This window comes from Pseudonocardia sp. P-1 (assembly GCF_058111925.1).
Map to the genome: position 1 here is coordinate 3139247 of NZ_CM176614.1, position 12127 is coordinate 3151373.

The 12127-nt window shown below is 74.6% G+C and carries 13 protein-coding genes; 7 read left to right on the forward strand and 6 right to left on the reverse strand.

What is annotated here, in order from left to right; all coding sequences use genetic code 11:
* Positions 1-14 precede the first annotated feature (14 nt).
* The 5 genes from AC0GKK_RS15385 to AC0GKK_RS15405 all read left to right on the forward strand — a co-directional run bounded on the left by AC0GKK_RS15385 (position 15) and on the right by AC0GKK_RS15405 (position 5387).
* A complete protein-coding gene (locus AC0GKK_RS15385; RefSeq protein WP_476653242.1) occupies positions 15-1766 on the forward strand; it encodes a serine/threonine-protein kinase in 1752 nt (583 codons plus the stop codon).
* Entirely contained in the window at positions 1763-3727 is a 1965-nt protein-coding gene (gene pknB / locus AC0GKK_RS15390) for a Stk1 family PASTA domain-containing Ser/Thr kinase (protein WP_489881938.1), read from the forward strand. The genes AC0GKK_RS15385 and pknB overlap by 4 nt, the downstream gene beginning before the upstream one ends.
* 20 nt (positions 3728-3747) lie before the next feature.
* The gene (locus AC0GKK_RS15395) at positions 3748-4383 is read left to right on the forward strand and encodes an aminodeoxychorismate/anthranilate synthase component II (RefSeq protein WP_062399097.1); all 636 of its coding nucleotides are present in this window, start codon (positions 3748-3750) and stop codon (positions 4381-4383) included.
* A gap of 204 nt (positions 4384-4587) precedes the next feature.
* A complete protein-coding gene (crgA, locus tag AC0GKK_RS15400) occupies positions 4588-4848 on the forward strand; it encodes a cell division protein CrgA (protein WP_020626195.1) in 261 nt (86 codons plus the stop codon).
* Between the two features lie 101 nt (positions 4849-4949).
* Positions 4950-5387 (forward strand): PH domain-containing protein, encoded by a 438-nt coding sequence (locus tag AC0GKK_RS15405; protein WP_224401023.1) that lies wholly within the window; start codon positions 4950-4952, stop codon positions 5385-5387.
* 153 nt (positions 5388-5540) lie between these two features.
* On the opposite strand, the gene AC0GKK_RS15410 is transcribed toward AC0GKK_RS15405, so the two are convergent.
* Complete coding sequence (locus tag AC0GKK_RS15410) at positions 5541-6653, reverse strand: rhomboid family intramembrane serine protease (RefSeq protein WP_489881939.1); 1113 nt, start codon at positions 6651-6653, stop codon at positions 5541-5543.
* A 37-nt stretch (positions 6654-6690) separates the two neighbouring features.
* A complete protein-coding gene (locus tag AC0GKK_RS15415; RefSeq protein WP_062399093.1) occupies positions 6691-7236 on the reverse strand; it encodes a peptidylprolyl isomerase in 546 nt (181 codons plus the stop codon).
* A gap of 43 nt (positions 7237-7279) precedes the next feature.
* On the opposite strand from AC0GKK_RS15415, the gene AC0GKK_RS15420 reads away from it, so the two are divergent.
* The gene (locus tag AC0GKK_RS15420) at positions 7280-7684 is read left to right on the forward strand and encodes a hypothetical protein (RefSeq protein WP_073573733.1); all 405 of its coding nucleotides are present in this window, start codon (positions 7280-7282) and stop codon (positions 7682-7684) included.
* A gap of 26 nt (positions 7685-7710) precedes the next feature.
* On the opposite strand, the gene AC0GKK_RS15425 is transcribed toward AC0GKK_RS15420, so the two are convergent.
* The gene (locus AC0GKK_RS15425; RefSeq protein WP_489881940.1) at positions 7711-8871 is read right to left on the reverse strand and encodes an alpha/beta hydrolase family protein; all 1161 of its coding nucleotides are present in this window, start codon (positions 8869-8871) and stop codon (positions 7711-7713) included.
* A gap of 234 nt (positions 8872-9105) precedes the next feature.
* On the opposite strand from AC0GKK_RS15425, the gene AC0GKK_RS15430 reads away from it, so the two are divergent.
* Entirely contained in the window at positions 9106-9693 is a 588-nt protein-coding gene (locus AC0GKK_RS15430; RefSeq protein WP_489881941.1) for a hypothetical protein, read from the forward strand.
* A 100-nt stretch (positions 9694-9793) separates the two neighbouring features.
* Here the strand turns inward: AC0GKK_RS15430 and AC0GKK_RS15435 are convergent, their stop codons facing one another.
* The 3 genes from AC0GKK_RS15435 to folP form a co-directional block, all read right to left on the reverse strand.
* Positions 9794-10354 carry a GNAT family N-acetyltransferase gene (locus AC0GKK_RS15435; protein ID WP_062399087.1) on the reverse strand — a complete coding sequence of 187 codons (561 nt, stop codon included), beginning with the start codon at positions 10352-10354 and terminating at the stop codon, positions 9794-9796.
* Positions 10355-10416: 62 nt separating this feature from the next.
* On the reverse strand, positions 10417-11181 hold the full coding sequence (locus AC0GKK_RS15440) for a dihydrofolate reductase family protein (RefSeq protein WP_405420651.1): 765 nt from the start codon (positions 11179-11181) through the stop codon (positions 10417-10419).
* Positions 11178-12044, reverse strand: coding sequence for a dihydropteroate synthase (gene folP / locus AC0GKK_RS15445; protein WP_083657976.1), 867 nt, complete (start codon positions 12042-12044; stop codon positions 11178-11180). Before folP ends, AC0GKK_RS15440 begins: the two co-directional genes overlap by 4 nt.
* Positions 12045-12127: the final 83 nt, after the last annotated feature.

Consider the following 12127-nt stretch of genomic DNA (forward strand, 5'->3'; position numbering starts at 1 on the left):
TCCCCGGCGGCCCCGTGAGCGCCCTGTCGGCCGGGCAGCTGATCTCCGAGCGCTACCAGCTGGACCGGCGGATCGCGGTCGGCGGGATGGGCGAGGTCTGGGAGGCCTCGGACACCCGGCTCGGGCGCAGCGTCGCGGTGAAGGTCCTCAAGGCGGAGCTCTCCGACGACCCGGAGTTCCTGCACCGGTTCCGCATCGAGGCCCGCACCGTCGCCTCGCTCGACCACGCCGGGATCGCCGCCGTGCACGACTACGGCGAGGACGACAGCCCCACCGGCGGCGGGCGCACCGCCTACCTGGTGATGGAGCTCGTCCGGGGTGAGCCGCTGTCGTCGCGGATCGGGCGCGGGCCCATCCCCGCCGACGAGGCGCTCGACATCCTCGAGCAGGCGGGCCGGGCGCTGTTCGCCGCGCACGAGCGCGGGTTCGTCCACCGCGACGTCAAGCCCGGCAACATCCTGCTGCGCACCGACGGCGTCGTGAAGCTGACCGACTTCGGCATCGCCAAGGCCGCCGACGCCGTCCCGGTGACCCGGTCCGGGATGGTCATGGGCACCGCCCACTACATCGCTCCGGAGCAGGCCTCCGGCGAGGAGGCCGGGCCGTCGGGCGACGTCTACTCGCTCGGCATCGTCGGCTACGAGTGCCTGGCCGGGGTGCGGCCGTTCCGCGCCGAGAGCGCGGTCGCGGTGGCGATGATGCAGGTCCGCGACGACCCGCCACCACTGCCGGACGAGATCCCCGAGCGGGTCCGCGAACTGGTCTCCTCGGTGCTGGTCAAGGACCCCGAGCAGCGCTACGCCGACGGCGCCGAGTTCGCCGACGCCGTCGCCGCGGTCCGGCGCGGGCACCGGCCGCCGCCGCCCGGTATCCCCGCCCCCGCCGGGTACGCACCCGACTTCCGCGGCGACGACGGCACCGGCTCGCGGCACGTCCTGCAGGAGTCCGGGCCGGGGACCGGTGACGACGGCCCGTCGGCGGGCGGCACCGACACCGCCGACCGCGGCCCGCGCACCGGTGACCCCGGCCCCGACGGCGCCCGCCGCACCGGGCCGGACCAGGGTGTCTCCCGCCCGGTCACCGGTCCGTACCCCGGTGGCGCGCCGGGCCGGCCGCAGGGACCGCGCACCCCGGGCGGCACGCCGTCCTGGTCCGGGCCGGTCCCCGTGCCCCCGGGCTCGCCGCCCTACGGTGCCCCGCTGCGGCCGCCGCACACCGGGCCGCACAGCGGCGGTCTCCCGGGTGGCCGTCGTCCGGGCGGGCCGCCCACCGGACCCGGGGTCCCGGGGCAGCAGCGATCGGCGCCGACCCGTCCGCCGGTGCGCCGCAACGCCTCCGCCGACCGGATGCCCGAGCAGCATCCGTCCGGCCCGCTCGATCTCGGCCCGCAGCGCTCCGGACGGTCGAAGGCGTGGCTGGCCGTGCTGTTCGTGATCCTGACGCTCGCCGCCGTGCTCCTGGCAGTGATGATCTTGAGGGGCGCCTCGCCCGACGACATGCGGCCCGGATCGCTGGGGGTCGCGCCCGGTACCGTGGCGACCGCGGCCGGCCCCTCGGCCGGGTCCACGGGACCGGCGGTCCCGGCGGAGCCGTTCGCCGTCCCCCGTGCCCAAGATCGACCGGAGGTGCCCGGTGATGTCCCGGTGATCCCACCGAACGGTCGCTCCAGCGCACATGTCGCCCGTACGGGACCGGCAGTGAGCGCCGACCGGCATGATGAGCACGCCTCCGACGGACTCGATGAGTACGGGAATCTGAACCGATGACGACACCACGACTGCTCTCCGAGCGCTACGAGCTGGGCGACCCGCTCGGCTACGGCGGCATGTCCGAGGTCCACCGCGGCCTCGACACCCGGCTCGGCCGGGACGTGGCGGTCAAGGTGCTGCGCGCCGACCTGGCCCGCGACCCCCAGTTCCAGCTGCGCTTCCGCCGCGAGGCGCAGAACTCGGCGTCGCTGAACCACCCGGCGATCGTCGCGGTGTACGACACCGGCGAGGTCGAGTCCGAGTTCGGGCCGCTGCCCTACATCGTCATGGAGTTCGTCGACGGGCAGACGCTGCGCGAGATCGTCAAGACCACCGGCCCGATGACCCAGCAGCGGGTCGTCGAGGTGATGGCCGACGTCTGCGCCGCGCTCGACTTCTCGCACCGGCACAACATCATCCACCGCGACGTGAAGCCCGCGAACGTGATGATCAACGGCGTCGGCGCGGTCAAGGTCATGGACTTCGGCATCGCCCGTGCGCTGGGCGAGGGCCAGAACGTCACCCAGACCGCCGCCGTCATCGGCACGGCGCAGTACCTGTCCCCCGAGCAGGCGCGCGGCGAGGCCGTGGACGCCCGCTCGGACGTCTACGCCGCGGGCTGTGTGCTGTTCGAGCTCCTGACCGGCGAGCCGCCCTTCACCGGGGACACCCCGGTCGCGGTCGCCTACCAGCATGTGCGGGAGGACCCCCGGTCCCCGTCCGAGCTCAACCCGTCGGTGCCCCCGGCGCTCGACGCGGTGGTGCTCAAGGCGCTCAGCAAGAACCCGGCCAACCGCTACCAGTCGGCCGCCGAGATGCGGGCGGACCTGGTCCGCGTGCGCAACGGCGAGCCGGTGCACGCGCCGCTGGTCATGAGCGAGCACGAGCGCACGCACATGATGGCCCACGACGGCGCGACCCAGGCCATGGCGACGCGCCGGCTCGACGCGGGCGGCCCGCCCACCGGCCGGCACACGATGCCGCCGCACCACCCCGACTACGCCGACGACGAGGGCCGCGGCGGGCGGCGCAAGGCCCTCCTGTGGGTCGCCGCGCTCGCGGTCATCGGTCTGCTCGGCTTCGTCGGCTTCCAGCTGTTCTCCTCCTCGGGCCCGGACCAGGTGTCGGTGCCCGACGTGCTCGGCCAGTCCCCGGACCAGGCGCGGCAGACCATCACCCAGGCCGGGCTGCTGTTCTCCCAGGAGGACCAGCCGTCGGACGTCGCCCAGGTCGGCAAGGTCGTCCGGACCGACCCCGGCGGCGGCAACCAGGTCGCCGAGAACAGCCGGGTGACGGTCTACGTCGGCAGCGGGCCCGCGCAGGTCACGGTGCCGAGCGTGGAGGGGCTGTCCCCGGACGAGGCCGAGGCCAAGCTCCGGGAGGCCGGCCTGCAGGTCGGCGGCCGCACCGAACGCGACACGAGCGACTCCGGCCAGGTCGGCAAGGTCATCACCTCCGACCCGGGGCCGGGCCAGCAGGTCTCGGGCAACACCGCGGTGTCGCTGGTGGTGGGCCGCAAGCAGCAGACCGTCGCCGTGCCGGACGTGGCGGGCCAGTCCGCCGACGCCGCCCGGGCGACGCTGCAGAACGCCGGCTTCCAGTCGATCTCCACGACCGAGGTCGACAGCAGCGGTTCGGCGGGCCAGGCGGTCGGCACGAACCCGTCGGCCGGGACCCGGGTCGCACCCGACCAGACCATCACGATCCAGATCAGCCGTGGGAACCAGAACCAGGTGCCCAACGTCGTCGGCCAGCGCGTCGACAGCGCGATCAGCACACTGCAGGAGGCGGGGCTGAGCCCGTCGATCCGCCAGGTCGACGTCTCGGACTCCTCGCAGAACGGCGTCGTGCTGCAGCAGAGCCCGTCCGGCGGGTCCGAGGCCTCGAGCGGCCAGACCGTCACCCTCACCGTCGGCAGCTACTCCGGTGGCAGCAGCAGCGACGGTGAGAACGGCAGCAACGGCTTCCCGTTCAACTGACGATTCTCCCGGGAGGGACCGTGCGCGTACTCGTCGTCGACAACTACGACAGCTTCGTCTACAACCTGGTCCAGTACCTGGCCCAGCTCGGTGCCGACCCGGTGGTCCGGCGCAACGACGAGGTCGAGCTCGACGAGCTCGACGAGGTCGGCGCCGTCCTGGTCAGCCCCGGTCCGGGGACCCCGGAGCGGGCCGGTCGCAGCGTCGAGGTCATCCGTCGCGCCGCGGAGCGCGCCACGCCCCTGCTGGGCGTGTGCCTCGGCCACCAGGCGCTGGCCACCGCCTGGGGCGGGGTCGTGGAGCGCGCGCCCGAGCTGCTGCACGGCAAGACCTCGGAGGTCTTCCACGACGACACCGGTGTGCTGACCGGTCTGCCGTCGCCGTTCACGGCCACCCGCTACCACTCGCTGACGATCGCGCCCGACGGTCTGCCGTCGGAGCTGGAGGCGACCGGCCACACCGAGACCGGCCTGATCATGGCCGTGCGGCACCGGGAGCTCCCGATCTCCGGCGTGCAGTTCCACCCGGAGTCCGTGCTGACCGAGGGCGGGCACCGGATGCTGGCGAACTGGCTGCGCCAGGCCGGCTACGACGTGCCGGAGGACCTGGTCGTACGGCTGTCCGACGAGATGGCCGGACTGGTCGCCGGGGTCTGATCCCGTTCCGCACCACCCGACGTCCCCGTGACGTGTGACGCCTGTGTCGCCGGTGTGACCCGGACGGCGAGGCGGTCGCGCTACCGTGGTGGCGGATCTGTCCGGGTCGCCACGTCCCCCGACCACGGCGCCCCGTCGCAGGTCCCGCCCCCGGCCGGCGCACCGGCCGGACCCGTGTCCGACTCCGACAGGCGATGAGGTCAGATGCCGAAGTCGAAGGTCCGCAAGAAGGCGGCCTACACCCCGCCCCCGGTCAGCCGCACCCCGCAGAAGGTCGCGGGACCGACACACCCGGCCTACATCGCCGTCATGGTCGCGATGTGGATCCTCGGCCTGGCCTGGCTGGTGATCAACTATCTGGCCGGTCCGTCCATCCCGTTCATGCTGGCGCTGGGCAACTGGAACTTCATCATCGGGTTCTCACTCATCGTGATCGGCCTGCTGATGACGATGCGGTGGCGTTGACCAGCAGAAATACACGGATGTGAGTTGTCCACCGTGTGGATGGATCCTGTGGACAACTTCACATGACCACACAGGGTGATCGACTTCGGTGGTCGACGCCGGTGGGCACGGTCGTCGTGCTCTGGGCGCTGGCGGTCGCTGCGACCGGCTGGTCGGTCACGGTGCTCGTCTCCGGCGCGGACGCGGCGGGCGCGTTGGTCGCGGGCGTCGCTGCGCTCGGTCTCACCCTGGCCGCGGCGTCGGGGACTCGTGCCCGGCCCCGGCTGGAGGCCGGCCCCGAGGGGCTGACGGTCCGCAGGCTGACCTGGACCCGGCACGTGCCCTGGGGGCGGGTGGACGACCTGCGGCTGCTGCGGACCCGCAGGCTGGGCCGCGAGTCGGTGCTGCTGGAACTGGAACTGCGCGACGTCGACGACCACGAGCGGCTGGTGATCCTGGGCCGGGCCGAGCTGGGCGCGGACCCGGTGGACGTGTTCGACGACCTCGCCGCCCTCCGCCCGGGGCACCGCCCCGGCGACACGGGCCCGCCCGGGCTCTGACCCGCCACCCGCACCTCGGCGAGCACCGGATCCGGCCCCGACGGCCCGCGTCGGCGGGCAGCCGCCGGGAGGCACCTCGGGGCCGTCCAGGCTCAGTGGCGACAGCCCTGAGCTGCCTCTCGACGTACGGGCCGAGGTCGGGCCCGGGCTGCCTCAGACACCGGCGGCCGCGAGCAGCCCCGCGGCGCGCACCCCGATCAGTACCAGCGCCAGCACGGCCAGCCCGGAGACCGCCAGCAGCTGGGTCCGCCTGCGCTGCGGGGATCCCGTCCCGAGGTGGACCAGCGCCGCGGTGACCGCGGCGCCGAAGACGAGCCCGCCGAGGTGCCCCTGCCAGGAGATCCCCTGGATGCTGAGGCTGATCACGGCGTTGATCGCGATGACGGCGACGACCTGCCCGGTCGGCAGCTTCAGCCGCCGCAGCAGGACGAACAGTGCCCCCATCAGCCCGAACACCGCACCGGAGGCGCCCGCGGTCGCCCCGACCGGGGAGCTGAAGAGCATGACCGCGGCCGCACCGCCGAGCATGGAGACGCCGTAGACGGCGACGAACCGGGCCCGGCCCAGGACCGCCTCGACCTCGCGGCCGATGATCCACAGGGCGTACATGTTGAACGCCAGGTGCAGCGGGCCGATGTGCAGGAAGCCCGAGGTGATGATGCGCCAGTACTCGCCGTCGGCGACCAGGAGCGGGACGAGCCCCCCGGCGTCGAACAGCGGCGAGCGGAAGTTGGACATCACGCTGCCCGCCGTGACCGCGGTGAGCACGTAGACCACCACGTTGGCGACGATCAGACCGGGGACGATCACCGGCTTCCCGGTGCGGCTCGCACCGGCGACGTTGCGCCAGCGCGGGGTCGTCCGCGCGCCCTCGGCGAGGCAGTCCACGCAGTGCTGGCCGACCGGGGCCGGCCGCAGGCAGTCGGGACAGGCGGGCCGGTCGCAGCGCGAGCAGGCCAGACCGGTGGGCCGGTCGGGGTGCCGGACGCAGACCGCGCCGGCACCGGACCCGGCCCTCGGGACCCCACCGGGCGGTGGGCCACCGTGCGGGACGCCGTGCGTGGCACCGCCGTCCGGGGCACCGCCGTACGCCGCGCCGGAACCGGCCCGGGGCGGACCGCCCGGCGCGCCCGGCGGCGGCCACTGGGGCTGCGGGTAGCCGGGCGGCGCCGGGTAGTACGGCGTGCCCGCGGGGCCGGGGGAACCCGGCCCGCCCTCGGGCTTGCCGGGTGTCCCGGATCCGCTGTCGTCGGGTCGTCCGTTCACCACGGCCCGTCCACTCGGTGGTCGGAGACCTGCGGGGTCAGGACCGCTCGATCTCGATCTTCTCGATGACCACGTCGGTCAGCGGCCGGTCGGCCTGGCCGGTGGTGGTCTGGGCGATGGCGTCCACGACGGCCCGCGACTCGGCGTCGGCGACCTCACCGAAGATGGTGTGGCGCCGGTTCAGGTGCGGGGTGTTGCCCACCGTGATGAAGAACTGCGAACCGTTGGTGCCCGGCCCGGCGTTGGCCATGGCCAGCAGGTAGGGCTTGTCGAACTTGAGGTCCGGGTGGAACTCGTCGCCGAACTGGTAGCCCGGGCCACCGCGACCGGTACCGGTCGGGTCGCCGCCCTGGATCATGAAGCCGCTGATCACCCGGTGGAAGATCGAACCGTCGTAGAACGGCCCGGAGTCGCCGCCGCTCGCGTTCGGGCCCGTGTAGTCCTTGCTGCCCTCCGCGAGGCCGACGAAGTTCGCGACCGTCTTCGGCGCGTGGTCGCCGAACAGCACGACGCGGACGACGCCCTCGGAGGTGTGCAGGACGGCCGTCGTGTTGGCGTTTCCTGGTTCCGTCACGGCTACCATCGTGCCAGTAAGCAGCCGCATCCGTGGGAAGCAGGTCCGGAACATGAGTGCCGAGAGGACGCGGGCCCGTGCCCGCAAGGATGCCGCCGAGGCCGTGCACACCTTCGCCGACGCCGGCCGGATCGCCGGTGGCGCGGTCGCCGACGCCGTGGCGGGAGGGGTCTCGTCCCGCCTGTCCGGCCTGTCCGACGTGGTGTCCGGCTCGGTGCACGACGCCCGCCACGCGCTGGCCGAGGTGGTCGAGCCGACCCCGGCGCGGGTGCGCCGGGCCCCGTGGATCGTGGCCGTTCTGCTGCTGACCGCGGCCGCGGTGTGGGGCTGGGCGACGGTCCTGCAGCGCGAGCGCGAGGTGGACCCGGGGACCCCGGTGCCGACGACCCCGCCGACCGACGACCAGATCCACGGCAAGCCGATCGGCCAGGGCCGGTCGCAGGCGAGCGGTCACTGACCCAGGGCCGTCCCGGAGCGGGCGGGTCAGGCCGGGCGCAGGGTCCGCAGGAAGCCGGTCACGGCGGCCTCGTAGCCGTCGGGATCGGCGTTCCAGCTGCCGGTGTGCTCGGTGCCGGAGAACTCCCGGTAGGTGACCGGCCAGCGGTGCCCGGGGGCGGTCGCGGCCAGGTCCCGGCTCAGCGTGACCGGCACGGCGGTGTCGGCGTCGCTGTGCAGGACGAGCGTCGGCGGGCGGACCGCGGGCGGGCGCCGGACCAGATCGAACCGGTCGAGGTCGATCCCGATCCGGCGCGCGGTGAACCGGGCCGCGACCCCGGCGAGGGTCGGCGGGAGACCGCGGTTGCGGGCCTGCCTGCGCAGCGTGCGACGCCAGTCGAGCAGCGGCGCGTCCCAGACCACGGCGTCGACGAGGTCGGCGTGCGGGGACCGGTCGAGGAACGCCCCGCCCACCGCGGCCCCCATCGACCAGCCGACCAGCACCAGCCGGCGCGCGCCGTGGACCAGGGCGTAGGCCGCGGCGGCGTCGATGTCGCGCCACTCGGTGTCGCCGAGGTGCGAACGCCCGTCCGGTGACTCCGGGGCGGTCCCGTCCCCGCGGTAGCTGACGACGAGCTGGGCCAGCCCGGCCGCGTGCAGCGCGGGCAGGATCCGCAGTGCCTCGCGCCGGGTCCCGCCTCGGCCGTGCACGCACAGCGCCCAGGTGTCCGGGTCACCGCCGTCCGGGGCGGGGATGCGCCAGGCCGGGGCGAGGCCGAGGTCGGTGGGCACCCGGACGTCGTCGAAGGGCAGCCCGCGCGCGGACGGGTCCGGGTCGAACGGGCCGGCGTCGAGCACCGCGGGGCCGGTCGCCGGGACCGGGCCGGCTCGCAGCTCCCGGACGACGGTGCGGCGCCCGCGGTCCAGGACCGGACCGACGACGGCGAGCCCGGCCGGGCCGCGCAGCCCCCACACGCCCGGCTGTGCGGACAGCCGGGTCCGCGCCAGCTCGACGGTGCCGTCCCCGGCGGCGACGACCCGCTCGGGCAGCCCCGGGTGCGGCGACGGGTGCAGCAGGATCGTCGAGTAGTGCCAGCCGATCGCGGCCGCGGCGGCACCTCCCGCCCCGCCCAGGGCCCCGGCCAGCGCTCCCGCGACGGGCGCCGAACGACGGACGGAGTGGCGGACGGAGGAGCTCGGCGCGCGCACACACTCATCCTGCTCTCCCGCGTACGGGTGCCGCGAGTGGACCACCTGATGCCTTCTGGAGTGACGAGAGGGGGCCGTACGTGCGAGACCCCTCTCAGGTTGCCACTCGTACGGGTGAAGATCGCCGTTCGATGACTGCGGAACGCAACCGACCGATGTGGATCTCGTTGTCCCCCGGCGAGGGTCGCCCGTCGGCCCTCCGCTCCCCCGCTCCCCTTTTGGAAGGACGTGCGCATGACCTCGCTCGCCCGTACCGCCCTGCGGCTGTCCCTCGCCGGCGCCGGCATCGCCGCGCTCGGCGCCGGCCTCGTCGGCCAGGCCTCGGCCGCCGAACTGCCCGAGGCACCCGACGCCCCGGACACCTCCGCCCTGCCGTCCTACGAGGACTGCACCGTGTCGGACGACGCGAACAGCGTCTCCTTCGGCGAGCTGCAGACCCCGCACGGCGAGGCCTCCGGTCTGCCGGAGCTGCCGTCGGCCGACGCGCTCCCCGGCCTGCCGGGCGCCGACTCGCTGCCCTCGGCGGACTCGCTGCCGAGCACCGACGCGCTCCCCTCGGCCGACTCCCTGCCGAGCACCGACGCGCTCCCCTCCGCGGACTCGCTGCCGGGCGCGGAGGACCTCTCCACCGCCTCGCTGCAGTCCGCGGACGCGCCTGAGGTCCCCTCCGCTCCGGACGTGCCCGAGCTCCCCTCCGCCGACGACGCCCCCGAGCTCCCCTCCGCGGACGACGCCGACCTCCCGTCGGCCGACGACGCCGACGCGCTGCCCGTGTTCGAGGTCCCGGGCGTGATGTACCTCGAGGCCCCGACCGTCTCCTGACGGCGGACCGACGAGCGCCGGACCCCCGACCGGCGCTCGCGACGTCGCCCGTCCGGTGTCCCCCACGACCGGGGCACCGGACGGGCGACCGCGGACGGCGTCAGGGCCGGCCGTGCCGCGGACGCGGCGGCGGCGCGGGCACCACCGGCGCGCGGACGAGGAGCTCGTAGCGGTCGAAGGACCCCTCGTCGTCGACGACGTGGCGCAGGAACCGGAACCCGGCCCGTCGCGCGACCCCGACCGATGCGGTGTTCTGCGGGTCGACGTCGATCGAGATCCACCGCACGTCACCCCGTTCGCCCAGGTAGCGGGCCGCGAGCCGGACCGCGCGCGTCGCGAGGCCGCGACGGCGGTACGCCGCGTAGACGCCGTAGGACAGACCGGCCCGGTCCCCCGCCGGATCCAGGTCGACGTCGATGGTCCCGGCGAGGACGGCGCCGCCGTCGACCCGGATGCCGAAGCTCAGCTTCGGCCCGTCGTCGGCCCAGCGCTCGATCGCCCGGCGGACGTGGGCGCGGGCGGTCGCCGGGGTCGCGGGTGCGCCACCGAGCCAGCGGACGATCTCGGCGTCCTCACCCGCGAGGTGGGCCGTCACGTCGTCCCAGCCGAGCGGACTGAGGACGACGACGCCGTCCGCCAGCATGTTCGAGGGACGCGACACGGCACCATCCTGCCCCAGACGTCGCCGTGCGTGATCGGGACCTCCCCCTCCGGGGTTCCCCGTCAGGACGACGGCGCCTCGCGCACCCGGTAGCGCATGAGGAGCGTGTCGTCCCCCGTGACGACGCTGACGAGCTCGAGACGCGCGGGGTCCATGCCCGCGCCGCGGGCGATCCGGCCCGCCTCGCCGGAGACCAGGAACGGCGCGAGGGTCAGCCGCAGCTCGTCGACCAGGCCCGCCTCGGCCAGACTGCCGAACAGCGCGGGTCCGCCCATGCAGTTGATCCGGCGCAGCCCGCGCTCCCCCAGCGCGGCGACGGCGACGGCGAGGTCGACCGACTCGTCGCCGGTGAGCACGACCTCGGCGCCGGCGTCGGCCCACCGGCCGCGCAGGTCCGCCGGGACCGACTCGCAGGTGAGCACGATCGTGGGGACCACGGTGTCGGTCAGCACCGGCGCCGACGGGTCGAGCGAGCGCCCCGACGAGGTGACGACCGCCGTCGACGGCAGCTCCGACAGCCCGAAGCGGCGGCGCCGGTCGTCCATCCGGTCGTTGTGCTTCACGCCGGTGAACCCCTCGGCGGTGGCCGTCCCGGCCGCGACGAGCACGACGTCGGCCAGGTCGGTGCCCAGGTCCAGCACCGCGCGGTCGGGCGGGGTGGACAGCCCGGCCGAGCTGCCCTCGACCTCGACGGCGCCGTCGGCGCTGGACACGAAGTTGACCGACAGCCGGAGGCGGTCGTCCGGGTAGGCGTAGAGCCGTTCGAGCTGCTCGGTCGACAGCGGTCCGACGTCGGCCGCCGGGAAGATCTGGTGGATCACGCTCACGCGAGCAGTCTCACCGCCCGCGACGGGTTCCGCTCGCCACGGACGGTGGCGACCATCTCGCAGGTCTCCCGGGTGGCCCGGGCCTGGTGGGCGCGCACCATGGCGACGCCGCGGTCCGCGGCCAGCGCCGTCGCGGCGAGGGTGCCGGTCAGCCGCTCCTCGAGCGGCACGGCCAGGGACTCCCCGACGACGGTCTTGTTCGACATCGCCAGCAGCACCGGCCAGCCGGTCGCGACCATCTCGTCGATGCCGCGCAGGACCTGGAGGCTGTGCAGCGTGTTCTTGGAGAAGTCGATCGCCGGGTCGATGAGGATCCCCCCGGCGGGCACGCCCGCGGCGACGGCCTTCTCGGCGAGCGCGACGGTCTGGTCGATGACGCTGCGGAGCACGTCGGCGTAGCGGGGCCGGTGCGGCTCGGTGCGCGGGGTGACGTGGTCGGTGTGGGCGCTGACGTAGCCGGCGCCGTACCGGGCGGCGACGTCGAGGATCGCCCCGTCGGCGGCGGCCCAGTTGTCGTTGACCAGGTCGGCCCCGGCGGCGCAGACGGCGTCGGCGGGCCCGGCGCGGAAGGTGTCGACCGAGATCGCGACGTCGGGGAACGTGTGGCGCGCCCACTCCACGGTCGGCACGACCCGGTCGATCTCCTCCTGCTCGGTGACCTCGGTGCCCGGACTGGCCGGGACACCGCCGATGTCGATGACGTCGGCACCTTCCCGGACCACCGCGGTGATCCGGTCCCGGGCCGCCTGCTCGGCGAAGGTGACGCCGTGGTCGTAGAACGAGTCGGGGGTCCGGTTCACGATCGCCATGACCATCGCCCGGTCCCGGTTCCAGGTACGTCCACGGAACGTCACGCTCGGCACGTGGTCTCCTCACAGCACGGACGGGCCCGCTGCAGGACCCGGTTGGATCTCCATCCTCCCCGGGGCCCGGCGTACGCGCCCAC